General features: G+C 56.1%; 23 protein-coding genes. 6 read left to right on the top strand and 17 right to left on the bottom strand.

Translation table 11 applies throughout. The features are described 5' to 3' along the window. Positions 1-35: 35 nt before the first annotated feature. From FGI04_RS20515 to glpA, 4 genes are all read right to left on the bottom strand, one after another. Entirely contained in the window at positions 36-734 is a 699-nt protein-coding gene (locus FGI04_RS20515; protein WP_342699313.1) for a pirin family protein, read from the bottom strand. A gap of 575 nt (positions 735-1,309) precedes the next feature. Continuing rightward, positions 1,310-2,512, bottom strand: a complete 1,203-nt coding sequence (glpC, locus tag FGI04_RS20510; protein WP_342699314.1) for an anaerobic glycerol-3-phosphate dehydrogenase subunit GlpC — start codon at positions 2,510-2,512, stop codon at positions 1,310-1,312. Further along, on the bottom strand, positions 2,509-3,759 hold the full coding sequence (glpB, locus tag FGI04_RS20505; RefSeq protein ID WP_407337177.1) for a glycerol-3-phosphate dehydrogenase subunit GlpB: 1,251 nt from the start codon (positions 3,757-3,759) through the stop codon (positions 2,509-2,511). Before glpB ends, glpC begins: the two co-directional genes overlap by 4 nt. Then, on the bottom strand, positions 3,749-5,392 hold the full coding sequence (gene glpA / locus FGI04_RS20500; protein WP_210175189.1) for an anaerobic glycerol-3-phosphate dehydrogenase subunit A: 1,644 nt from the start codon (positions 5,390-5,392) through the stop codon (positions 3,749-3,751). Before glpA ends, glpB begins: the two co-directional genes overlap by 11 nt. Before the next feature lie 300 nt (positions 5,393-5,692). On the opposite strand from glpA, the gene glpT reads away from it, so the two are divergent. Both glpT and glpQ read left to right on the top strand, forming a co-directional pair. Continuing rightward, positions 5,693-7,042, top strand: coding sequence for a glycerol-3-phosphate transporter (glpT, locus tag FGI04_RS20495; RefSeq protein WP_407274171.1), 1,350 nt, complete (start codon positions 5,693-5,695; stop codon positions 7,040-7,042). Positions 7,043-7,228: 186 nt separating this feature from the next. Further along, entirely contained in the window at positions 7,229-8,317 is a 1,089-nt protein-coding gene (glpQ, locus tag FGI04_RS20490) for a glycerophosphodiester phosphodiesterase (protein ID WP_407337176.1), read from the top strand. On the opposite strand, the gene yigL is transcribed toward glpQ, so the two are convergent. Then, on the bottom strand, positions 8,296-9,105 hold the full coding sequence (gene yigL / locus FGI04_RS20485) for a sugar/pyridoxal phosphate phosphatase YigL (RefSeq protein WP_407337175.1): 810 nt from the start codon (positions 9,103-9,105) through the stop codon (positions 8,296-8,298). The two genes, glpQ and yigL, sit on opposite strands and share 22 nt — an antisense overlap. A 52-nt stretch (positions 9,106-9,157) precedes the next feature. Beyond that, on the bottom strand, positions 9,158-10,150 hold the full coding sequence (gene pldB, locus FGI04_RS20480; RefSeq protein ID WP_407321914.1) for a lysophospholipase L2: 993 nt from the start codon (positions 10,148-10,150) through the stop codon (positions 9,158-9,160). Between the two features lie 113 nt (positions 10,151-10,263). Here pldB and rhtB point away from each other — a divergent pair, with 113 nt between their 5' ends. Further along, the gene (gene rhtB, locus FGI04_RS20475) at positions 10,264-10,884 is read left to right on the top strand and encodes a homoserine/homoserine lactone efflux protein (protein WP_016942899.1); all 621 of its coding nucleotides are present in this window, start codon (positions 10,264-10,266) and stop codon (positions 10,882-10,884) included. Between the two features lie 58 nt (positions 10,885-10,942). Here rhtB and rhtC read toward each other — a convergent pair whose 3' ends face one another. The 3 genes from rhtC to pldA form a co-directional block, all read right to left on the bottom strand. Further along, on the bottom strand, positions 10,943-11,566 hold the full coding sequence (gene rhtC / locus FGI04_RS20470) for a threonine export protein RhtC (RefSeq protein ID WP_168361269.1): 624 nt from the start codon (positions 11,564-11,566) through the stop codon (positions 10,943-10,945). Between the two features lie 113 nt (positions 11,567-11,679). Next, positions 11,680-13,524, bottom strand: coding sequence for an ATP-dependent DNA helicase RecQ (gene recQ, locus FGI04_RS20465; protein ID WP_434964874.1), 1,845 nt, complete (start codon positions 13,522-13,524; stop codon positions 11,680-11,682). A 183-nt stretch (positions 13,525-13,707) separates the two neighbouring features. Then, on the bottom strand, positions 13,708-14,577 hold the full coding sequence (gene pldA, locus FGI04_RS20460) for a phospholipase A (protein ID WP_342699322.1): 870 nt from the start codon (positions 14,575-14,577) through the stop codon (positions 13,708-13,710). A gap of 224 nt (positions 14,578-14,801) precedes the next feature. Here pldA and FGI04_RS20455 point away from each other — a divergent pair, with 224 nt between their 5' ends. Together FGI04_RS20455 and rarD are read left to right on the top strand one after the other, a co-directional pair. After that, the gene (locus FGI04_RS20455; RefSeq protein WP_023640956.1) at positions 14,802-15,272 is read left to right on the top strand and encodes a thioesterase family protein; all 471 of its coding nucleotides are present in this window, start codon (positions 14,802-14,804) and stop codon (positions 15,270-15,272) included. Between the two features lie 101 nt (positions 15,273-15,373). Then, positions 15,374-16,297, top strand: a complete 924-nt coding sequence (rarD, locus tag FGI04_RS20450) for an EamA family transporter RarD (protein ID WP_342699323.1) — start codon at positions 15,374-15,376, stop codon at positions 16,295-16,297. Here the strand turns inward: rarD and FGI04_RS20445 are convergent. From FGI04_RS20445 to lptM, 8 genes are all read right to left on the bottom strand, one after another. Further along, entirely contained in the window at positions 16,253-17,311 is a 1,059-nt protein-coding gene (locus FGI04_RS20445) for an AbrB family protein (protein ID WP_342699324.1), read from the bottom strand. The two genes, rarD and FGI04_RS20445, sit on opposite strands and share 45 nt — an antisense overlap. A 176-nt stretch (positions 17,312-17,487) precedes the next feature. Further along, positions 17,488-18,438 (bottom strand): magnesium/cobalt transporter CorA, encoded by a 951-nt coding sequence (gene corA, locus FGI04_RS20440; RefSeq protein WP_038905912.1) that lies wholly within the window; start codon positions 18,436-18,438, stop codon positions 17,488-17,490. 372 nt (positions 18,439-18,810) lie between these two features. After that, a complete protein-coding gene (gene uvrD, locus FGI04_RS20435) occupies positions 18,811-20,973 on the bottom strand; it encodes a DNA helicase II (protein ID WP_038905913.1) in 2,163 nt (720 codons plus the stop codon). A gap of 86 nt (positions 20,974-21,059) precedes the next feature. Next, positions 21,060-21,776, bottom strand: coding sequence for a 5-amino-6-(5-phospho-D-ribitylamino)uracil phosphatase YigB (gene yigB, locus FGI04_RS20430; RefSeq protein ID WP_342699326.1), 717 nt, complete (start codon positions 21,774-21,776; stop codon positions 21,060-21,062). Continuing rightward, positions 21,776-22,684 (bottom strand): tyrosine recombinase XerC, encoded by a 909-nt coding sequence (gene xerC, locus FGI04_RS20425; RefSeq protein WP_038905916.1) that lies wholly within the window; start codon positions 22,682-22,684, stop codon positions 21,776-21,778. The genes yigB and xerC overlap by 1 nt, the downstream gene beginning before the upstream one ends. Next, the gene (locus FGI04_RS20420) at positions 22,681-23,382 is read right to left on the bottom strand and encodes a DUF484 domain-containing protein (RefSeq protein ID WP_342699328.1); all 702 of its coding nucleotides are present in this window, start codon (positions 23,380-23,382) and stop codon (positions 22,681-22,683) included. The genes xerC and FGI04_RS20420 overlap by 4 nt, the downstream gene beginning before the upstream one ends. Then, positions 23,379-24,203, bottom strand: coding sequence for a diaminopimelate epimerase (dapF, locus tag FGI04_RS20415; RefSeq protein WP_342699329.1), 825 nt, complete (start codon positions 24,201-24,203; stop codon positions 23,379-23,381). Before dapF ends, FGI04_RS20420 begins: the two co-directional genes overlap by 4 nt. 88 nt (positions 24,204-24,291) lie before the next feature. Further along, positions 24,292-24,459 carry an LPS translocon maturation chaperone LptM gene (gene lptM, locus FGI04_RS20410; protein WP_020477063.1) on the bottom strand — a complete coding sequence of 56 codons (168 nt, stop codon included), beginning with the start codon at positions 24,457-24,459 and terminating at the stop codon, positions 24,292-24,294. A 77-nt stretch (positions 24,460-24,536) separates the two neighbouring features. Here lptM and cyaY point away from each other — a divergent pair, with 77 nt between their 5' ends. Continuing rightward, entirely contained in the window at positions 24,537-24,857 is a 321-nt protein-coding gene (gene cyaY / locus FGI04_RS20405; RefSeq protein ID WP_012886475.1) for an iron donor protein CyaY, read from the top strand. The last annotated feature ends 81 nt before the right edge of the window (positions 24,858-24,938 follow it).

Genomic DNA, 24,938 nt, shown 5'->3' with positions numbered 1-24,938 from the left:
AGCTCACTGGGCTCGCCTTGACTGACATGCGCTGGTTACTTTACCGGCGGCAAATCAAACAACAGGATTTCGCTGTCTTCGCTGGCACGCACCGTGATGGCGTCTTCATCCCAGATAGCCAGCGCATCGCTGGTGGTCGCCTGCTGACCATTGATCTCAACCGTGCCTCGTACCACCTGAATCCATAACACACGGCCCTGTTGAGTCTGGTAGGACGAGGCTTCCTGCACCTTCAGCGCCCAGCGCCATAACGTCATGTCCTGAAATACTTTCAGCGATCCGTCGCGGGCATCCGGTGACAACACCAGCTGGCGGCCTTGCGGCGCATCGAAACGGCGCTGCTCATAACGCGGTGTCAGACCGGTTTTTTCCGGGATCACCCAAATCTGGTACAAATGCAGCAGTTTGTCCTGGCTGGCGTTGTACTCGGAATGGCGGATCCCGGTGCCAGCGCTCATTATTTGGAACTCACCCGCCGGGATCTGTTCCTTGTTGCCCATACTGTCCTGATGTTCCACGGTACCTTCCAGCACATAGGTGAGAATTTCCATATCCCGGTGCGGGTGGGTTCCAAAACCCTGCCCACCTTCGATATAGTCTTCATTGATCACCCGCAGTGCGGAAAACCCCATAAAATCCGGATCGTAGTAATCGGCAAACGAAAACGTGTGCCAGCTATCCAGCCAGCCGTGGTTAGCATGGCCGCGATCTTGTGCTTTGCGTAAATAAATCATGTTGCGCTCCTCGAATGTTTTTTTCAGTCTAGCGACCAGCCGGGAATAAGAAAGCCTAAAAAACTCACCGCTCTGTTCAAAAAATTTCCGGGAGAAATTTTTGATATCGCAATGCGATAGCCCGTAGGGTGGCGGCCAGGGATGGCTGCAACAGCATTAGCAGGAACAATATTTGGAAATCAGATTCCAAAAAATTCAGGATAAAAAAAAGCCAGCACCCGAGCTGGCTAAGTAATACTGGAAGCAATGTGAGCAATGTCGTGCCTTCACAGCAAAACCGCGATGAGTCACAGAGATGGATTCATTAGGCTTTCCCGGAACGCATGACAATAATAATCATTATCATTTGCATCTGTAAAGCGATTTCTTGTTCAATCTAAAGAAAATGTTCGCCGGGCAGCCAGTTCCGACTGACGTGCCGGTTATTCCTGCCAGTATCCAAAAAAATTATTTTTCAGAATCAAGTGGTTAATGTTTAACCATTGAAAAAGGAAGGGAAATAGCGCGGTGCGCCCTCCCGGAGCAAATAACCGGGAGGGCGAGGTGCAACATTGGCGCTTTACGCGGGCAGTACTTTATGCGGGCAGCGCTCTAGCCAGTAAGCTGAAGGGGTGTTCGCAGGTTTTACTGGTCGACATTTCAATCTGCCATTTGCAGGTCTCACAATCGGTAATCACCAGATCAGCACCACTGGCTTCGATCTGTCGGAACAACGGCGCGCCAATCCCCTGCGCGGTGTCATAGTTTTCCTTTTTAAAACCGTAAGTTCCGGCGATACCGCAGCACTGAGAATCCAGTACCTGTAACTCCAGCCCCGGAATGCGTCGCAGTAATTCCAGGGTATACGCCGTCCACCCCATTCGTTCGAGATGACAAGGCGTGTGATACACCACCCGCAGCGGCAACGGTTGCAACGGCAATGTTCGGCCTTGCTCCAGCAAGCGATAAAGGTGGCGAGTCGCCAGTTCTATGCCATCACGCACGTGGTGGTTGTCCAGCCCCAACAGATGGGGGTATTCATCGCGTAGCGTAAAGGTACAACTGGACGATGTTGCAATAACCGGCAGACCGCGACTGTTGATAGCCTCATCCAGAGAAGCCAGATTGAAGTTCGCCTGCTTGCGGGCCTTATCGAGAAAACGGTTGGCGATAAGCGCCACACCGCAGCACTTCTCTTTGGTGAGCAACTGAACCCCGACGCCCATCGCGTTAAACACACGGATCAGGTCACGGCCCAGTTGTGGATGATTGTAGTTAACGTAGCACCCGTGGAAATAAGCGACTTGCTCGGCAAACTGCAACTGCTGTGCCGCCTGCCGACGGTACCAACTGCGGAAAGTACCGTGGGAATAGCGCGGCAACTGGCGGCGATGGTCAATTTTCAGCGCCTTATCCAGCAACTGACGCATGGGTTTCAGCCCAGTTAGCGTATTCACCAGCGGCGCAAATGGCGTCGCGACAGACCCCATCAAATCAGTGTGGCTGAGAATGGCGTCACGCAACGTCGGACGATGCTGGCTATGGCTGGCTTTGGCACGCTGAATGATGTCGCCAATTTTGACATCCGATGGGCACGCCACCTCGCAGCGTTTGCAGTTGGTGCAGTACTTCAACGCTTCGTCAAATAATGCCGGGTCTTTGCGCCGTAGCCGCTCGCCATCTGGCCCCGCTTGTTTTGGCCCTGGGTAGAACGGATTGACGCGTGCGACCGGGCAGGCAGTAGTACAGACGGTACATTTGATGCAATTCTCAAAACTGGTGTCAGACCGGCTCATCATCGGTTCTCCCTTGTGATCATCTCCGCGGCGTATAGCGCGCTCAGCAGTGAAACCCCGCCGCCACATCCCTGCCGTAACGGGTCATACCCCCGCAATACCGAGCCAATCGCATACAAGCGGTGTTGGGTGTGACCGTCGATAGCCGGGTGTAACTGCTCGTCCGCGATGACCCCAAATTGCAGATAGGGTTGAGCAGCAAACAGGTTGGACTGACTCCAGTCCTCGTGGGTCGGCAGGAAATCGACATCCAGGCCAAACACCGGCTCCACCACCCGATCGCGTTCCGCCACCAGACCGTTGCTGAAAAAACTTCCACTTGCCAGTACCACGTGCTCAGCACGCAGCGGTACCTCGCCGTGGCTGCGGGTATACAAGGCGACGCCCGCTTCACGTGCTTGTGCTGACAACACTTTATCTCCCGGCATCAGTGTCCCGCCGGTCTGGCGAAAACGCCCCAGCAGCGCCTGATGCAAGCGCATGCCCGGCAACGAAGGGGGTAACGTTGCCAGCAGTCCGACCGGTTTGCCCAATGCAGCATTCAATTGCCCCTGGGCTTCCAGCCCCAGACAGGCAGGCAATATAACGGCATCATTGCCGCTCGCCCGCGTCATCAGCTCTTCCGCCAGCGCCGCGATACCGGCCGGGGTATCCAGCACACGAGCGATAGCCAGTGAACGGAACTCACTGGCGTTCTGCCGTTGCGCATCCAGCTGCGGTAAGCGCAGATCATCGGCGCGTGCCGCAATCCCCTGTGCCTGCAATTCTCCGGCGACCAGCCGGGACTGAAAATCCATAAACCCTTCAATGCCAGCAACCAACGGCTGTCGCCACGCGGGTGACCCCGACAAGCCACGCGTAACGCTATCTGACGGGCTTAACCAGCAGGGGTGCCATTTGCCCAACGGGGTCAGGCGCTGGTGGTTGCCACCACTATCGCCGCGCAACCACAAACCACAGCGCGCCAGCAAGGCTTCGGCATCCGCCGCCAGCTGGCTGACTCGCGCTTTGCCCATCAGGGTATAAGGGTGGTAGGGTGCCTGCGCGGCCAGTTCATCCAGCGCGGTCAGCGGCTGCTCGACCGCAGTGCCGTCCGGCAATGTCGCCAGCAGATCCAGTGCGCCGGAGGCGAAGGTCAACGCACTTTGCCCGACGCTGACCACAGCACAGCGCTTGCCCTGCTCTTGCAGGCGAATGCCGCAGGTTAACCCCGCCAGCCCGCCGCCAATGATCACCACGTCATAATGCATCGCCGTTCTCCTGCTCCGGGCGTTCGGTCAGTCCGCACAAACCCTGATAAATCCAACTGGTAAATTCGCTTTCCCGCAACGTGTTTCCCCAGGCGATGGGCCGCATGCCCTTCCAGCGCTCGTTAAGGAACTGGCTCAGTTGCGACACCGCCTGTTGCGGCGTGGATTGCCCCAGTCGGCACAACAGGCCAGCGGCACGGCAGGCACACAATTCCCCCTGACAGGTCCCCATGCCGACGCGGGTACGTCGGCGCAGGTCAGTCAGGTTGTTCACCTGTAGCGACTCAACTGCGTAACGCACCTCGCCTGCCGTCACGGCTTCGCATTCGCACACCAGACTGCTGTCCACCCGGTGACCGGAGACCAGCGGCGCGGCACGATGCCCGTGGCGGTAAATCGCCGAACCACGCAGCGGTGCTGAAAGCGACGAAGCTGCCTGCGGTCTGTCCGGTTCCGTGGTTTCCGACCCCGGCAACGGGCGAGACGCCGTCGTACATTCGGCGCGGTGACCAAGCTTTTCGCAGACTTTGTTGGTTACCCATTCCGCCATCAGCCGATAGGTCATCAGCTTGCCGCCAGTGATGGTCACAAAGCCCTCCAGCCCGTCACGGCTGGCATGGTCCAGCAACACGATGCCGCGGCTGACGCTACGCCCGGAGGGGTCGTTATCACTCGCCACCAGCGGTCGCACCCCGGCGTAAGCACGTAAAATACGGGTCTGTGCCAGCTGCGGTGCCAGCATGCTGCCTTCGCGAATCAGCGTATCCACTTCCTCCGGCGTCACCGTCATGTGGTCAATCTGGTCGTAGTCGATACGGGTCGAGGTAGTACCAATCAGCGAGATAGTATCGCCGGGTACCAGAATGTCGGCATCAGCCGGTGGGCGGCAGCGGTTAATCACCCGGTTATTGATGCGGTGCCCCAAAATCAGCAACGCGCCTTTGGCAGGGAACATACGCACATTCAGGTCGGCATATTCGGCGATACGTTGCCCCCAAATGCCGCCCGCATTCACCACCACTTGTGCATAAATTTCACTGGCCACCTGACGTTTATGGTCGAAAACGCGCACGCCAACGACACGATCGCCCTGACGGAGTAACCCAATGACCTCGTGGTAAGTCAGCACTTCCGCACCGTGTTCACAGGCATCGATCATATTGGCGGCGGTTAACCGGAAGGGATCAACCGTACCGTCCGGCACGCGCACAGCACCGATCAACGCCGGATTCGCAGCGGGCTCCAGCCGCAAAGCTTCCTGTGGGTCGATGGCCTGCGCCCGGATACCCGCGCGCTGACAAGCGGCGATAAACCGGGTTTGATAGTCGATATCATCCTGCGGCAAGGTCAAAAACAGCCCATCGGTCGGCTCGATACAGTGACGGGCGATGCGCCGCAGAATCTGGTTTTCCTCAATACACTCACGGGCAGACTCCGCATCGGTAACCGCATAGCGCGCACCGCTGTGTAGCAATCCATGATTGCGTCCAGTGGCACCGGTGGCGATGTCATGCCGTTCCAGCAACAGACAGCGCAACCCGCGCAACGCGCAATCGCGGGCTGTCCCCGCCCCCGTGGCGCCGCCGCCGATAATCACTACATCCGTTTCTCGCCGCAAACCGTTGTTTGCCATTGCCGTTTTACCTCAGTCCGGATCATGCCTGTCTGTAGTGGGACATAAATCAGCGCCACAATGATTGATAAAGAACAAAAACACTCAAAAAACGAAAATAAAACCCGGAGACAACCGCAGATATGTGATTCAAATCACCCAAAAATGGAAAATCATTATTTCATTTGTGTTACTTAAAGCTCAAAATAGCGCCCGTCGTCATAAAAGTGTAACAATTGCGTACTGACTCACATTGACGATGACGCGCATTCGCTACGCTGACGCGCGTTATAGAAAATAACTATCGGGGATCGTTTATTTATGCTGAGTATTTTCAAGCCTGCGGCACATCGCCCGCGCGTGGCGGAACACCAGGTAGACCCGCTCTACCGCCGGTTGCGCTGGCAGATTTTTCTGGGGATCTTTTTTGGCTACGCCGCCTACTATCTGGTCAGAAAGAACTTCGCGCTGGCGATGCCCTATCTGGTCGAACAGGGTTTCTCCAAAGGTGATCTCGGGTTTGCACTGTCCGGTATTTCCATTGCCTACGGGTTTTCCAAATTTATCATGGGGTCGGTATCAGACCGCTCCAATCCGCGAGTCTTTCTGCCTGCCGGTCTGATTCTGGCCGCCGCGGTCATGCTGTTTATGGGCTTCGTGCCGTGGGCGACATCCAGCATCATGGTGATGTTTGTGCTGTTGTTCGTTTGTGGTTGGTTCCAGGGCATGGGCTGGCCGCCGTGCGGCCGTACTATGGTGCACTGGTGGTCACAGAAAGAGCGTGGCGGCATCGTGTCTATCTGGAACTGCGCCCATAACGTGGGTGGCGGCATTCCGCCGTTACTGTTCCTGCTGGGGATGGCCTGGTTCAACGACTGGAAAGCCGCACTCTATATGCCGGCCTTCGCCGCCATTCTGGTCGCGCTGTTCGCTTTCGCCATGATGCGTGACACCCCGCAATCCTGCGGTCTGCCGCCGATCGAAGAATACAAAAACGATTACCCGGTGGATTACAGTGAGAAAGATGAACAGGAACTGACCGCGAAAGAAATCTTCATGCAGTATGTGTTCCCCAACAAACTGTTGTGGTACATCGCTTTCGCCAACGTGTTCGTCTACCTGCTGCGTTACGGCATTCTCGACTGGTCGCCAACCTACCTTAAAGAAGTGAAGCACTTCGCACTGGATAAATCGTCCATCGCTTACTTCCTGTACGAATACGCCGGTATTCCAGGCACCTTGTTGTGCGGCTGGATGTCCGACAAAGTGTTCAAGGGTAACCGTGGCGCGACCGGGGTGTTCTTCATGACACTGGTGACCATCGCCACCGTGGTGTACTGGCTGAACCCGGCCGGCAACCCCAACGTGGATATGATCTGCATGATCGTCATCGGCTTTCTGATTTACGGCCCGGTTATGCTGATTGGCCTGCACGCGCTGGAACTGGCACCGAAGAAAGCTGCCGGTACGGCTGCGGGCTTCACCGGCCTGTTCGGTTATCTGGGCGGTTCGGTCGCTGCCAGCGCCATCGTCGGCTACACCGTCGATTTCTTTGGCTGGAACGGCGGCTTCATGGTCATGATCGGCGGTAGTGTGCTGGCGGTATTGCTGCTGGTGCTGACTATGATCAACGAGAGCAAACACAAAGCAGAACTGGCGAAACGCGCCTGATTCTGTCATCACGCCATGGTTTACTCACTGAAACCTCATTGACGGTGAAACCATGAGCCTTCTCCCCACCGGGTCGAACTGGCCCGGCGGGGGGTTATCAACACGCATTCATATGAAACAACCTGCTCATGTGAAACGCTGCAACACACACAGCTTATCTTTCTTCCACTGAAAAAGGACGCTGACATGATTCCTCTGTTCAAACCGTTATTGGCCGGTGTCGCACTGGCGATATCCCTCGGCGCACTGGCGCAAACCGGCGATAAAATCGTGATTGCTCACCGGGGTGCCAGTGGTTACCTCCCAGAACACACCTTGCCCGCCAAAGCGATGGCGTATGCGCAAGGGGCGGACTATCTGGAGCAGGACCTGGTGATGACCAAAGATAATGCGCTGGTGGTGTTGCACGATCACTACCTTGACCGGGTGACCGACGTAGCCAGCCGCTTCCCCGACCGTGCTCGCGCCGACGGCCGCTACTACGCCATCGATTTTACGCTGGCAGAAATCCGCTCGCTTAAATTCACCGAAGGGTTTGACCTGAAAGACGGCAAACCGGTGCAGAGCTACCCCAACCGCTTCCCAATGGGTAAATCGGATTTTCGTGTTCACACCTTTCAGGACGAAATCGAGTTTATTCAAGGGCTGAACCACTCGACCGGCAAAAACATCGGGATTTATCCAGAGATCAAAGCACCGTGGTTTCACCGTCAGGAAGGAAAGGATATTTCACGCGCAGTGCTGGAGGTGCTGAAGCAGTACGGCTACACCCAAAAAAGCGATCGGGTTTATCTGCAATGCTTTGACGCCAACGAGCTACAGCGCATCAAAACTGAACTGGAGCCCGCGCTGGGGATGAACCTGAAGCTGGTGCAACTGATCGCCGAAACCCGCTGGCAGGAAACCCAACAGCAACAACCGGACGGGCGCTGGGTCAACTATGACTACGACTGGATGCTCAAGCCGGGTGCCATGCAAAAAATCGCCCGTTATGCCGATGGCGTTGGTCCCGACTATCACATGTTGCTAAGCGGCGACACAGGCAAGATCACCATCAGCCCGCTGGTAAAAGAGGCGCACGCCAGCGGCATGGTGGTACATCCTTACACCGTGCGCGCCGACCGGCTGCCGAAATACGCAAGCGACGTCAACGCACTCTACGCCCTGCTTTACCGGCAAGCCGATGTCGACGGCCTGTTCACCGACTTCCCGGACAAGGCCGTCGCGTTCTTGCATAACGTACAACCGGTGACTCAGGCTCCATCACCTAGATAAAGACGACGCAGATACCGAGGCACCGCCTGTTCGATGTTGGTGCCGATCACCTCGTTATCCGGCAGCATGTCTTTCAGTCGCTGGTGGGCATTGTTCATGATGCAGCCCTTGCCCGCCATCGACAGCATTTCATAATCATTCATGCCATCGCCGAAGGCGATACAGTCCTTGATGGTGTGACCGAGAATTTTAGCGACCTGCTCCAGCGCATGGCCTTTGGAAACGCCGCCCGCCATCACTTCCAGACAGCTCAGGGTAGAGAAACTGACATTCACCCGATCGCCCCAGCGAGCGTTAAGCGCGTCTTCCAGCGGCAGCAGTTTGTCGTGATCCTCACAGGTGAAGAACACCTTGCCGACGCCATCCGTACCCAGCGTGTCCGGGTCGAACAGTTTGTAGCGGAACACTGTCTCGGTAAAAAAGCGTTCTTCCTCAGGACGAGAGCGACACAGAAACCACTCATCATCGCGATAAACATGCGTCATGATTTCCGGATGGTGATACACCATGCCATACAGCTCTTGGGCGATGTCGCGGTCCAGATTATGGCTGAAAATCAGCTCACCGTCGGTGTTATGCACCCGAGCGCCATTCGACGTAATCATGTAAGCGCTAATCGCCAGATTATCGCGAAGCTGCGCCACATCCATATGGTGGCGACCAGTGGCAAACACAAAATGAACCCCCTGTTCCGTCATCAGACGCAGGGTTTCCTTGGCATAGGGTGACAGGGTGTGATCGGGTGACAGCAGTGTGCCATCCAGATCGGAAGCAACAATCGGGTACATACGTTGAAATTCAACCTCCGCTGGTGCCGGGCGGCCGGGCCGCACAGACGTATTAATCATAATCGCTGAAATGTTGCAAAATCTGCCCGAAGGCATCGGCCCGCATCGCATCCTTTTCCGACAGAATGTCGTGACGGGCACCGCGAACGACGTAAGGGCGGCCTCCCACACACGGGTGACCGGCTGCCGCCAGCGCCTGACAAAAGGCATCCTGACTGCGGTTATCCACCACCTGCTCCTCTTGCGCCTGCAACAGCAGTAACGGTGTGGTGATGGCGGGTGCTTGTTGCAGTAACTGTTCTTCTACCAGTAACGCTTCCCGTACCCAATGATAGGTCGGGCCGCCGATGCGTAAATCCGGGTCATCGGCATAAAAACGGACATGACGGCGGTAGCGCTCACGGCTGTGCGTTAACTCATTGGCCATAAACGGCAACGGCCGCCACGGACGGGTACCAATCGCATAGTAATCCCTGATCCCGGGGCGACGTTCAGCCCACGCCAGAATGCGCCAGGCGAGCCAGCGCGGCATCGGCAACAGGATGCCGCACATCGGCGCGCACAACGCCGCCGCATCAAACGCCTGTGGCTGACGCGCCAGGAACTGCGCCAGAATCGCGCCGCCCATCGAATGGGCCAGCGCAAACCGCCGGGTATACGGCCCTGGCGCGACCTGCTGCTGCCACAGCGTCGCCACGTCGTCCACATAATCGCTAAAGCGGTTAACATGCCCACGATGGCCGTCTCTCAGCAACCGGCCGGAACGCCCCTGACCACGGTGGTCCATCATCAGAACGTCATAGCCGCACTGGAACAGGTCATAGGCCACCTCAGCGTATTTTACATAGCTGTCGGTACGGCCGGGCAATACCACCACCAGATGGCGATGCAACGATGAGGTAAAACGCACGAAACGCACAGGCACGTCATCCACCCCGATGAACATACCCTCCTGACGTTGTCGCCAGAAATCCAGCAAGGGACCAGTAACAAATGCGGCGTACTGCCACTCTCTGGTCAGCAGGCATTCCGGATACGGATTCATCAAGCTCTCCCGAGGTCAATCATGCCGAGCAGTTTGATTTTTGTGAGCGGTAGCACAAAGACAGGCGTTAGCGTATTGTGGCATAAAAAACCGCAATCAGGGAGCATTCACCCATGACCCAAGACTGGTGGCTAACCTACCTTCTCACCACGCTTATTTTAAGTCTGTCGCCCGGTTCCGGCGCTATCAACACCATGAGCACCAGCATCAGCCACGGCTACCGTGGGGCGGTTGCCTCCATCGCCGGGCTGCAACTGGGTCTGACTATTCACATCGTGCTGGTGGGGATTGGTCTTGGGGCGTTGTTATCGCAGTCGGTACTGGCATTTGATGCTCTGAAATGGCTCGGTGCCGCTTACCTGATCTGGCTGGGTATTCAACAATGGCGTAGCGCCGGGTCGCTGGATTTGCAGACGCTGGCAAACAGCATGCCGCGCCGCCGACTGTTTAAACGGGCGATATTGGTCAACCTGACCAACCCTAAAAGCATCGTGTTTCTGGCGGCACTGTTCCCCCAGTTTATTATTCCGCACCAACCTCAGGCGATGCAGTATCTGGTGCTGGGCGTCACCACCGTGGTCGTGGATGTGGTCGTGATGATTGGTTATGCCACACTGGCGCGACGCATCGCACAGTGGCTGAAAGGCCCGCGCCAGCTCAAGCAGCTAAACCGCACCTTTGGCTCACTGTTCATTCTGGTCGGCGCGCTGCTGGCTACAGCGCGCAAAGCCTGAATCCCGTATTACCGACTCGCCGCGCATGCCGTGGCGAGTTTCTCCCCGTAATTTTGCATCAACGCGAAATAATCAGATGGATGCCAAAGCCGGTAAACAGCGCGCCCGCCAGACCATCCACCCATTTCGCCAGCCGCTGATAACCACGACGCATGACTGGCAAGGCAAACACCAGTGCTACCACGCTGAACCACAGCAAGGTTTCCAGTGAAATGAGCGTGAACAGCCCCCAGCGTGCCGCCGCCCCCACGTCATCACCGACAAACAGCGAAAACACACTACCGAAATAAATCAGCGCTTTAGGGTTAGACAAGTTGGTTAACAATCCGCGCATAAAGGTCTTACCCCGCTGCGGCAATGCCACCTCGACGGTGCCATCCTCCTGATGAGCACGCTTACGCAACGCCGAGCGCAGCAATTGCCAGCCCATCCAGCACAGATACAAACCGCCGCCGACGGTGACAATGCGGTGCAGCCACGCCATGCGCTCCAGTAACAGGTGCAACCCCAGCAACGCGATAGCCGCCCAGACCAGTACGCCCAGTGTAATCCCCAGTACCCCCATCAGCGCTTCGCGACGAGAACGACTAATCGCCGTCTGGGAAACAAAAAAGAAATCCGGCCCTGGGCTCATCAGTGCAATCAAATGCACTAACGCCACCGTGAGAAACAACATCAACATGAGCAATCCTTTTTTCAGAGACAGAAAACGTTCAGATGCAGGAAAAGGCGATGACCCCGGCAAACGAGGTAATCCCAACAACCACAACAGCCGACAGGCAAACCCGACAAATATCAGTCGTCGCCGTTATCGAGATGATCACGAATCAACGTCATAAAGGGGACGCCAAATCGCTCCAGTTTCCGCTGACCGACGCCATTGACCGCCAGCAACTCACTGGCGGTCAATGGCAACAGTTCAGCCATTTCCAACAGCGTGGCATCACTGAACACCACGTATGGCGGAATATTGTCTTCATCCGCAATGGATTTACGCAATTTACGCAGCTTGGCGAACAGCTTACGGTCGTAATTGCCGCCGTAGCTCTTCTGACTGGCACGCGGCTTACTCAAACTGGCAACACGCGGCACCGCCAGTTGCAACGGCACTTCGCCGCGCAGTACCGGCCGCGCCGACTCGGTCAGTTGCAGGGCGGAATGATGGGCAATGTTTTGCGCCAGCAGGCCCAGATGAATCAACTGACGCAAAATACTGACCCACTGCTCCTGGGTTTTGTCCTTACCCAGGCCGTACACCGGCAATTTGTCGTGACCGAATTCGCGGATACGCTGATTATTGGCACCACGCAGCACTTCAGCGATATACCCGATCCCAAACCGTTGCCCCACACGGTAAACACAGGACAAGGCTTTCTGCGCGTCCACCAGTCCGTCATAACGCCGCGGCGGATCAAGGCAAATATCGCAGTTACCGCATGGCTGCTGACGATTTTCGCCAAAATAATTGAGCAGCACCAGACGACGACAGGTTTGCGCTTCGGCAAACGCGCCCATCGCATTCAGCTTGTGCCGTTCAATATCCAGTTGCATCCCCGCCGGTTTCTCTTCCAGACAACGACGCAACCAGGCCATATCCGCCGGGTCATAAAACAGCGCCGCTTCGGCGGGCAACCCATCGCGCCCCGCTCGGCCGGTTTCCTGATAATAGGACTCGATATTACGTGGGATATCGAAATGCACCACAAAACGGACGTTCGGTTTATTGATCCCCATCCCGAACGCAACGGTAGCCACCACCACCTGCAGGTCGTCGCGCAAAAACGCCTCCTGCACCTGCGCGCGGCGCTCGTTCTCCAGCCCGGCGTGATAGGCTCCGACACTCAGCCCACGGTTTTGCAACCGGGCACACAGGTCTTCGACTTTCGCTCGACTGTTGCAATACACGATGCCACTCTTACCACGCTGCCCATGTATAAACAGCCACAGTTGATCGAGCGGTTTGAATTTTTCCACCAGCGTGTAGCGGATATTGGGGCGGTCAAAACTGCTGACATTGACCAGCGGGTCGCGTAAATCCAGCAAACGGGCGATATCCTGACGGGTGGTGTCGTCAGCGGTCGCGGTCAGCGCCACAATCGGCAGAGTGGGACACTGCTGCTTAATCTGCCCCAGTGCGCGGTATTCGGGGCGGAAGTCGTGCCCCCACTGGGAAATACAGTGCGCTTCGTCAATGGCGATAAGCGACGTATTCCAGTGCGCCAGTTGGTCCAGAAAACCGTCGGTCGTGAGGCGTTCCGGCGCAATGTACAACAGTTTCAGCTCACCACAACGACAAGCGTTAAACACCGCCTGCTGCTGCTCACGACTCTGGGTCGAATTGAGGCACGCCGCCGCCACGCCGTAGGCCTGCAATTGATCGACCTGATCTTTCATCAGGGAAATCAACGGCGATACCACCAGCGTCAGCCCATCCAGCACCAGCGCCGGGATCTGATAACACAGGGACTTCCCCCCGCCGGTCGGCATGATCACCAGGCAATCGCGCCCGTTGATGGCGGCATTGATAATGTCCTGCTGGCCCGGCCGGAATTGCTGGTAGCCGAAGGTTTCGCGCAGTACCTGCATCGCCAGCATTTCTTTACTCAATACGTCCGCATTCAATACGTCTGCCGTAGACACGCCTTCACCGTTATTCACTGCCTTGAAAAAAGTTATTTACTGCTTTGGGAAAAACACAGGCTGGAAAACAAGCCGGGAAAAACAAACCGCCGCTATTTTCAGCGCCACCCGCTAAAACTGCAACGTTTGTTGCCGGGTTTTCTGTAACGGCCCGCAGCGATACCCGCAAGCAGAGCGCAATGACTACAACATGTCATTGAGCGTCACACCAATGCCGTAGCGGGTCTGGCGGTGGTTGTAATCGATCAGCGACTCGCCGTAACCACTGAATACCTTGGTATAAAAACGTACATGATCGGTGATCGGATAACTCCAGCCTATCTCGCCGCTGCCGTAACCGCTGTTCCAGTTATAACGCCCTTCGGCACTAAAAACGCTATCACCCCAACGGTAGCCGACACGCACCCGGTAATGGCCCATGTAGCGGATGATGTCCGGGTTATCATCTTCACTATCGTGCAAGCGAATCCAGGGTTTCACGTCAACCTGCCAGTTGCCGTTTTGCGCCATCAGGCGGGCATAGACCCGGTTCCAGCTCCGCGAGGTCGGGTCGGCACGCCCATTCGACTGATGATTAAATCCCCATTCCACATCGCGCAGCGTCCAGCCAGCAAAGCGATAATCGGTCGCCCAGCCAAGAAACAATTGCGGCTCATAGTTGGTTTCACGAAACGGAGAAGACTCACTCTTATTGGACATCTGCCACCAGGAACGCTGGGTATAGGATGCGCCCAACAGAGAGTTATCACCAGCGATGCCACGCCACAGCGGAAAACCCAGGCTTATCTGAAAGTTCACTTCATCTTTACGGGCATGATCAGCCCAGCTGTAACTCTCAATCGCCTGCTTATTGATATCGCTGGTGTAGGTATAAAGCAGGTAGTTGCTTTCATACGGGTAGAGAATAAACGGCGTATCATGCTGTTGCAGCAGACCGGCGATAATACTGCCCGGTACGGCTGGTGCATCATGAATTTCCTGAACGTGAGCCTCCTGCGCCTGCGCCGTCGCCGCCAGCATCAGCGCAACCGCTACCCCGCCTGATTTATACATGTACGTCATCTCCCAAAGGATCGTGATAGATAAGTGGCCCCAATAACGAACTGAAGTCGCGGCGAATAGTGTACACAGCGCATCCGGTTTACGCAGTTATCCTGTTCTTATCACTACCGCCAGTAGCAAGAAACCATAACGCCGCCTAAAATAACAACTCATTAACCAATAAAAACATAAAAATTAACCACCCTACCGGTGTTACTGTTATTAAGGACTCGCACATGCCTACTACACCGCTCACTCAGGATAGGATACGTCAGCGTGTCAGCGATATTTTTATCTATCAGATGCCGTTCAATCAGGAACTGGGCCTCACGCTGGACGCCTTTTCACCGGACTCGGTGACACTGCGTTTTAACCATCAGAACAAGCTGGTGGGTAACGCGTTGCAGCAGATCCTGCACGGTGGCGTGATCGCCGCCGGTCTGGATGTGGCAGCGGGGCTGGTCTGTGTGGGTAGCGCGTTGTTGCGCCACGACACCCTGAGCGAACAGGAGTTACAGCATCGGCTCTCACGCATGGGCACCATCGATCTGCGGGTGGATTACCTGCGACCTGGGCGTGGCGAACACTTTACCCTGACCAGTCATTTACTACGTGGCGGAAATAAAATCGCCGTCGCGCGGGCTGAGCTGCACAATGAAAAACACTCGCATATCGCCAGTGCCATCGCCACCTATATTGTGGGTTAAACACACCGTGGCGGGAAATCTCCTGGCGCACGGTAACAAGACACCCGCGCTGTGCTCCGGTACACTGGATTTTTTATTTGCGGGTGACTGGTTTCTTATCAATGAGCATGCCACAACACCGCCAGGGGGTTCTGTTCGCCCTTGGTGCCTATATCCTCTGGGGCATTGCCCCAATTTATTTCAAACAAATCAGGCAAGTACCGGCTAATGAAATTCTAAGCCACCGGATTATCTGGTCATTCTTTTTCATGCTGTTGCTGCTGAGCCTGTGCCGTAACTGGGGGGCGGTGCGTAATGCCTGCCGTCAGCCGCGCCAGCTATTGCTGCTGGCGATTACCGCCATACTGGTCGCCTGTAACTGGCTGACGTATATCTGGGCGGTCAACCATAACCACATGCTGGAAGCGAGTTTGGGCTATTTCATCAACCCGTTAGTCAGCGTGCTACTGGGAATGCTATTTCTTGGCGAGCGTTTTCGTCCGACACAATGGCTGGCGATGCTGCTGGCGGTGTGTGGGGTACTGGTACAGTTGTGGGTGCTCGGCTCGCTACCGGTGATTGCGCTCACCCTGGCTTTCAGCTTCGGCGTTTACGGCTTATTGCGTAAAAAGATCGCCATCGACGGCCAGACCGGGATGCTGTTTGAAACGCTGTGGCTGTTGCCTGCGGCACTGGTTTATCTGGAATGGCTGGCCGATTCCCCCACCAGCCAATTCAGTCAAAACCCGTTATCGCTCAATCTGCTGTTGATGGCGTCAGGCGTGGTGACAACGGTGCCGCTGCTGCTGTTTACCGCCGCCGCCGTACGCCTGCGCTTGTCTACACTGGGCTTTTTTCAGTATCTGGCACCGACGCTGACCTTCCTGCTGGCGATACTGGTCTACGGTGAAACCATCACACCAGACAGGCTGGTCACCTTTGCGTTCATCTGGCTGGCACTCGGCGTGTTTACGCTCGATGCGCTCTATACGCAGCGGCGGCTACGCCGCACCAGCCTCCGCGTGACGCGAGATGTAACGCGATAAAATCGGGCTGAAAATCAGGGTAGTGAACAGGCGCATCGTCTGCAGCGCCATCACAAACGCGATATCCACCCGGCTACCGGCGGCAATAATGGCGATAGAATCCAGCCCGCCGGGGCTGGTTGCCAGATAGGCGGTCAACATATCCACCGATAGCAGATGCATCAGCATCAGCGCCATCCCACCACACAGCAGCATGAGCGTGATAATCGAAAGCATCATTTTTGGCAGGGTACGCAGCGCCAGCAAAAACACCGGCCGGGTAAATGACAGCCCAACGCTCCAGCCAATCAAGGCATAAGCCACCGCCAGTAACCATTCCGGTGTTTGTAATGTCATGATGCCGGAAGAATGTAATAGTGACCCGACTATCATGGGCACCAACAGTTGGCCGGAAGGAATACGCAACAATCGGCCCACCCAGGCACAACTAAACGCCATCGCCAGCGTACCAGGGAAACGCCAGTCCAGCGTGGGGAACCAAACCAGTAACGCATTATTGGCTTCGGCACCCGGCCCGAGACTGGCTCGCGCCACAAACGCCGCCGACGCGGTCACCATCAATACCCGCAGGTACTGCATGAACGCCACCAGACGAACATCCGCGCCAAAGTCACTCGCCATCGCCACCATGGCCGACGCACCACCCGGTGATGCCCCCCAGGTGCCGGTCGTTCCCGGCAGTTCGCTGTAACGCATCAACAACCAACCGGACAAGCCGCTGGCAATCAGTGTCGATAACAGAATGAAGACCACCAACGGCCACTCTTTCATCAGTGGCGTCAGGATAGACAGGGAAAGACTTTGCGCGACCAGACAGCCCAGCACGGCATTACTGGCATAAAAGAACGTACGGGGGATACGAATGGCCGCACCGTTCAGGCCCATGACCACACCGACCAGCATCGGCCCCAGCAACAGCGCCGCCGGAACATGATAAAACTGTAAACCAAATCCCAACACCAACGATACTGCCAGCAGCATGAACCATTGTGTCGATGCGGAAAACCTCTCCATGCACAGTACCTGTTACAGCATCAAAACAAGAGTGGTTATTTTACCCTGCCAGCCCCATTGACGGGCATCTATCGGTGCTAAATCTGTCCGTTATCAATAATTATCAATGAAAGCGTACCAGAGACTCGTCAGCCTTGCGGTCAACGAGTCATCTATCGGGAGAAAAGGGGTAGGCGTTAGAGCCAGTTACGGCGTTTGAAGTACAGGTACGGTGCCAGACCGGCCAGCAGCATCAGCACCAATGCACCGGGATAGCCGTAGGCCCACTTCAGTTCCGGCATGAATTCGAAGTTCATCCCATAACTGGATGCCACCAGTGTTGGCGGCAGGAATACCACCGATACCACCGAGAAGATTTTGATGATGCGGTTCTGTTCGATGTTGATAAACCCCATCGCGGCCTGCATCAGGAAGTTGACCTTCTGAAACAGCGATTCGTTATGCGGCAACAGCGACTCGATATCTCGCAGAATTTCACGCGCCTGCTCTAATTGACCACTTGGCAGGCGGGCACGACGCACCAAAAAGTTGAGCGCCCGCTGGGTATCCATCAGACACAGGCGCACTTTCCAGCCCACATCCTCCAGCTCCGCCAGCGTCGACAGCGCGTCGTCATATTCATCACCCTGACGGCCATCCATGATCACCCGGCTCAGAGACTCCAGGTCGCTGTAGATATTTTCAATTTCATCCGCCAGCTGTTCTATTTTGGTTTCAAACAGGTCGAGCAGCAGTTCGTACGCGTTGCCATCGACCAGTGTTTGCGCGCGGGCACGCATGCGGTAAAGACGGAAAGCAGGCAACTCGCGCTCACGCAACGTATACAGACGGCCATCACGAATAGTAAACGCCACCGTGGAGTTACCGGCGTGATCGTCCGTGTCTTCAAAAAAGAAAAAGGAGTGAATATGCAGCCCATCCTCATCTTCGAAAAAACGGGCTGATGCTTCGATGTCTTCCAGTTCCGGTCGGGTCGCCAGGCTTTGCCCCAGCTGACTCTGCACGCACTCTCGCTCTTCGGCATCCGGCTCGACCAAATCCACCCATAACGAGGTAGTCAGATCGTCGCTTTCATCCAGTTCCAGGCGAGTTAAACGGCAGTTATCGAGTTTAAATGCGCTCAGCATAAGCCATGCTCCCAAAATGTAACAAAGAGGGACAAAACGCGATTGAAACACAGAAACTGGGTGGGAAACGTCACCATCAGGTTTCAGGCCATGAGACGGTGCTGACTCGATGCGAAAAACGGTATCGCTGATAACCTTAAAGGCTATCAGCACAGGGAAGATAGCCTTAGAAGTTATACCTAATCAGTAGGTTATTGAGCCAGTATCGACTGGGTGTGTCCAAGGCGTGGGTCCTCCGGGAATAATGATGGGCGCATGTTACGCTGAGATGAAAAAGACTGTCAACAGACAATCAGATGATTAGTCTGTGTTCACCCGTCACATCCGATGAGCACAGACTGAACACCCATACATCCCCATACCCCGACGGCACTATACCGCCTCCAGACGGGCATAGGCAGCCACCAGCCACTTGATACCCTGACCCACAAAAGCGACCTGGATACGGCAATGTTCACCGCTGCCTTCCACGTTAACAATGGTGCCTTCGCCGAACTTGGCGTGGCGCACCCGCTGCCCCAGCTTATACCCGGTGTCGCTCTGGCTGATTGGCGTCCCCAGGCGCTGATGATTGACCGGGCGCGAAACACTGGCACGCAGCCTCACCTCCTCCACACATTCAGGCGGCAACTCGCCAATAAAGCGTGACGGGCGGTGGTACGTCTCCTTACCGTATAACCGGCGGCTTTCGGCGTAAGTCAGGGTCAGTTTCTGCATGGCCCGCGTCACGCCGACATACGCCAGCCGACGCTCTTCTTCCAGACGGCCGCCTTCATCCAACGACATCTGGCTGGGGAACATCCCCTCTTCCATACCGACGACGAACACCTGCGGGAACTCCAGTCCTTTGGCGGAGTGCAGTGTCATCAATTGCACCGCGTCCTGATAGGCATCCGCCTGCCCCTCGCCAGCCTCCAGCGCCGCGTGAGACAAAAACGCCTGCAGTGGCAGTAAATCCTGATCTTCATCCTGATAGCTGAATTGCCGGGTCGCCGTCACCAGCTCTTCCAGGTTCTCTACCCTCGCCTGGCCTTTTTCGCCTTTCTCCTGCTCGTACATGCTCCATAAGCCGGAGTCGCGGATCACCCGGTCGGTCTGCACATGCAAGGGTAAGTCAGCGGTATCACTGGCAAGCGCATCCACCAGTTCCAGAAAACGCTGTAATGCCGCCGCCGCACGCCCGGCCAGCACCTTTTCCTGTAGCAACGCACGCGTGGCCTGCCACAGCGTCAACTGACGGTCGCGGGCGGTCTGGCGCACCACATCCAGGGTGCGATCGCCGATACCACGCGTCGGGGTGTTGACCACACGCTCAAAAGCGGCGTCATCGTTGCGGTTGGTCATCAAGCGCAAATAAGACAACGCGTCTTTGATTTCCTGTCGTTCGAAGAAGCGCATACCGCCATAAATCCGGTACGGCAGGCTTTGCTGCAACAACGCCTCCTCCAGTACACGGGATTGGGCGTTGCTGCGATACAAAATAGCGCATTCGCTGAGTGCACCACCCGCTTCCTGCCACACCTTGATGCGGCTGACGACAAACCGTGCTTCATCCAGTTCGTTAAAGGCGCAGTAGAGCGAAATCGGCTCGCCTTCAATACCGTCGGTCCACAGGTTTTTACCCAGTCGATCGCCGTTGTGGGCAATCAACGCGTTGGCGGCGTTAAGAATATTGGCGGTGGAACGGTAATTCTGCTCCAGACGGATAGTCGCCACATCGTTGAAGTCACGCAGGAAATGCTGGATGTTCTCCACCTGCGCCCCACGCCAGCCGTAGATTGACTGGTCGTCGTCGCCGACGATCATCACTTTGGCGCTATCGCCAGCCAACAGGCGGATCCAGGCATACTGGATGCGGTTGGTATCCTGAAACTCATCCACCAAAATGTTGTTAAAACGATCGCGATAATGCTGAAGAATATGCGGCTTGTTGAGCCACAATTCATGGGCGCGCAGCAGCAGTTCGGCGAAATCCACCAACCCTGCGCGATCACAGGCCTCCTGATAAGCCTGATAGATGCGCAACCAGGTCTGCTCCACCGGATTGCCGTAGCTATCGATATGCTGTGGCCGCAGGCCTTCGTCTTTTTTGCCGTTGATGTACCACATCGCCTGACGGGGCGGCCATTGTTTCTCGTCCAGATTCAATGCTTTAATCAGTCGTTTGAGCAACCGCAGTTGATCTTCGCTGTCCAGAATCTGGAAATCCTGCGGTAACCCGGCATCCAGATGGTGTGCGCGCAGTAAGCGATGTGCCAGACCGTGGAAAGTACCGATCCACATTCCACCCTGGCTGGTACCAAGCAGTTGATCAATACGGTGGCGCATTTCCGCCGCCGCCTTGTTGGTAAAGGTCACGGCCATGATCGAATACGGCGAGCAGTTTTCCACCGTCAGCAACCAGGCGATACGGTGCACCAGCACGCGGGTTTTGCCACTGCCTGCGCCAGCCAGTACCAGCATATTGCTGCGCGGTGCCGCCACGGCGTCACGCTGTTTATCATTCAGACTGTCGAGCAGGTCAGAAACGTCCATAGGCGTCGGTTATCCGTCAAAAGGGAACCCGGCCTCCGGATCGGAGACAAATTCCACTGATTATATATACAGTAAAAATAGCAGAATTATAGCAACGTGGTCAGCGATGCCAAACTGAAAATTTCCACATGCGGCAACAGTCGTGAATCGTGAATCTGCATCAGGTTGCCGTCACGCAGGTTAATCCAGCAGGATTGCACGCCGCTGCGGATCGCTCCTGCTACGTCGGTGGTCAGATCATCCCCCACATGTAGCAGGTTGTGCAACGGTAAATTCAGCCGCCCGGCGGCGAGTTGATACATATCATGGGACGGTTTGGAGCGACCATCCGGACCAGCGCGCAGAATAAACTGAAAATAGTCGCCAAGGCCGCAGGCATGGGGATCCGCATTGCCGTTGGTGATCGCCACCAGTGGCCAACGCTGCCCCAACGCACGTAATGTGTCGTGGGTTTCCTGCGGCACCGTGATGTCACTGCGCCAGCGGGCAAACTCCGCCATGACCGCATCCGCACCGGCTTTGGCCTCGTTTGGCGACATGCCCACCCGGGTCATCGCCAGATGTACGGAACGCCAGCGCCAGTGGGTGACATCGTGATAAATCTCCGGCTCTTGCGCCAGCAGTTCCTGGCGTAACTGTCGCAACCCTTCGCTGGTGAACGCCTGTAACCCGGGGTGGTAGTTCTGCAAAAACCGCAACGACTCCTGTTCCGTACGCCGGATAACGTCATGGTTATCGTACAGGGTATCGTCCAAATCGAATGTAATGGCATCAATCCGATCAAGCGGGCGATAAAAATACATCAGGATTTACCTCGTTTGGCGCGTGGGTGCGCGGCATCGTACACCGATGCCAGATGCTGAAAGTCCAGATGGGTATAGATCTGGGTGGTGGAGAGGTTAGCATGGCCCAACAATTCCTGCACAGCGCGCAGGTCACCACTGGATTCCAGCATGTGGGTAGCAAATGAATGCCGCAGTTTATGCGGATGAACATGGCTGTTCACCCCCTGTTTGACGCCCCATTCGGCAAAACGTTTCTGCACGTTGCGCATCGAAATACGCTTACCCAGGCTGGAGACAAACACCGCGTCATCCTCTGGCGCATAAATCTCGCGGATAGCCAGCCAGTGCGTCAACCAGGTTACCGCCGTCGCGCCGATAGGCAATTTGCGCTCTTTGCTGCCTTTTCCCATCACCCATATTTCGCCGCTCTCCAGATTGACGTGTCCACAATCCAGCCCAACCAGCTCCGCCAGACGCAGCCCAGCACCGTACATGACTTCCAGCATGGCGCGGTCACGCACCGCCAGCGGATCATTGAGATCGATATCCAGCAGGCGGTCCATTTCATCCACATCCATGTTTTTGGGCAGATGCCGCCCGGCTTTCGGTGCGGGCACACCGCGGGCAGGGTTGGCCTTGAGCTCGCCACGGCCCACCAGCCAGTCAAGAAAGCTGCGTAACGCAGACAACCGTTGTGCCAGACTGGCCGCGTTCAGGCCATCACGCTTGCTGCGGGCAACCACGGCGCGGACTCCCGCCGCATCCAGCGATGACCAGTCTGTCACACCAGATGCCGACAGCATCTCGATAATTACCTGTAACTGATGGGCGTAGCTGCGTTGTGTCAGCGGACTCAGTTGTCGTTCAACCCGCAGGTAACGCAGAAAGGCGTCTGCCGGGGCTGACAAGGGGGAATCGGGGTTCATAGGCGCTCAATCCATCGCTCCAGCAACACCGGCACGATCGTCGCCAGATGTTGCAGCAGCTCGGTACCCATGCCGTCCTGATAATGGTGGCTGTCACGGCTGCTGAAAATCAACAGCCCCAGGTCGCCCTGTTTTCCCATCAGCGACAGCGCGACCGAACCGACATGGCGCGCCTGCGGTAACAGGAGCAGCAGTTCGGGGCCGTTGAGGGTACCAAGGTAGTGATGTCGTTCGCCCAACCGCTGGATGCGCAAAGGCTCAAACAGTGTCCGGTTAAGGGCCAGATGGGTAAAATCGGAAGGCGCGCCGATACGCCAGCGATCGGTAAACAGCCGGATAGCGGCCCCCGCTAACCCCAATTGGCGCGCCCAACGGTGCAACCGATCGAGCAGGTCCTGCAAAGAGTCGGCGGTCGACAGTGCCATCTGCAACGTTAACAGCTGACTGAACAGAGCTTCGTTGCGGGTCGCCTGCTCCATCAGCAAGGCGATCTCCTCTTCCAAAAACTGGATGCGGTTACGCTGACGGGCCAGTTGCCACTCCACCAGCGATACGCTGCCTCGTACCGGGTGTGGAATGCGCAGGCTCTCAACCTGGCGGGCATGACGAATGAAAAAGTCAGGGTGCTGGTGCAGATGCTGTAACACCAGTTCGTCAGTCAACACCTGACGTTCAGCCTGCTCTTCCACATTTTTCATAGATGAATAAATCCATCATAAACATGGGTCGCCGGGCCGGTCATCAACAACGGATGACCGGGGCCGTCCCAGTGAATGTCCAGTTCACCGCCAGGCAGTTGGACTTTGACATCCGCCGCCAGCAGCCCCTGTTGGATGCCGACCGCCACGGCGGCGCAGGCTCCGCTACCGCAGGCTTGCGTTTCCCCCGCACCGCGTTCAAAGACACGCAACCGGATAAGATGAGGATTGACTACCTGCATAAAGCCGACATTGGCGCGCTCAGGAAAACGCTCATGGTTTTCCAGCAACGGGCCTTGTTCTTCCACCGGCGCGGTATCCACATTATCCACCTGAAGTACGCAATGCGGGTTACCCATCGACACCACACCGCACAACACCGTGTGTTCAGCGGCGCGCAAAATATAGGTTTTTTCCGGCTTAGCCGCCCGAAACGGCACCTGTTGCGGTTCAAAGTTGGGCTCGCCCATATTGACCCGCACCAGTTCATCTTCCGTCACCGACAGTACCATGCGACCGTTATGCGTACTGACGTTGATCTCACGTTTACTGGTCAACCCTTTCAGGCGGACAAAACGCGCAAAGCAGCGTGCGCCATTACCGCACTGCGCCACTTCACTGCCATCGGCGTTGAAGATTCGATAATGAAAATCCAGCTCAGGATCGTAAGGCGGTTCGACGATCAATAGTTGATCGAACCCCACTCCGCAATGCCGATCCGATAAGCGACGGATCAGATCCGGTGAAAAGTAGACATTCTGCGTCACGGCATCGACAACCATGAAATCATTGCCCAGACCGTGCATTTTGGAGAACTGCATTTCCTGACCCCGCTGCGTTAAACGGGCGCGGCAGCCATACTGTCGCAACCCGTGAGATTACCCTCAATCACCCTGCGTATCACGGCGGCTATTGCTGCCGGGCGGATGATGCTTGCGGAGCCTGGGTGTTTTGTTGCTGCGTTTTTTTAACCGGTGCTGGCTGCTCCGGCGGAAAATAAAGCGGGCCTTTTAAACCACAACCCGCCAGCGACAGCACCAGCAATGCCAGTGCGCCCTGACGAAAAAAAGTTTTCATTTCGTTAAAACCTGTCATTCGGAGACCTATGCTCTCTATAATCGCAGGTGGATCATGAAAATCAATAGGAATCGAATATGAACGATAGCGAGTTTCATCAATTGGCCGACGCGCTGATGCTGAAAGTAGAAGAAACGCTGGATCAGTTTGATGGCGATGCGGATATCGATTACGAAACCAATGGTGGCGTGATGACCCTGAGTTTTGAAAACGGCAGCAAGATTGTGATTAATCGGCAAGAGCCGATGCATCAGGTCTGGCTGGCGACCAAAGGCGGCGGCTACCACTTCGATTATCAAAACAACCGTTGGATTTGCGACCGCAGTGGCAGCGATTTCATGACGTTGCTGGCGCAGGCGTGCTCAGAACAGAGCGGCGAAGCGATTGATTTCGACTAACCCCGGGCAGGTCGTCACCGACACTAAAATGGGGCGCATTCGCGCCCCATTTTATTCGCTCTGTCAGTTAACCCCGAATGC

Source organism: Dickeya ananatis (assembly GCF_019464615.1).
Taxonomy (GTDB): domain Bacteria; phylum Pseudomonadota; class Gammaproteobacteria; order Enterobacterales; family Enterobacteriaceae; genus Dickeya; species Dickeya oryzae.
This window is presented reverse-complemented; position numbering and strand designations above follow the sequence as displayed.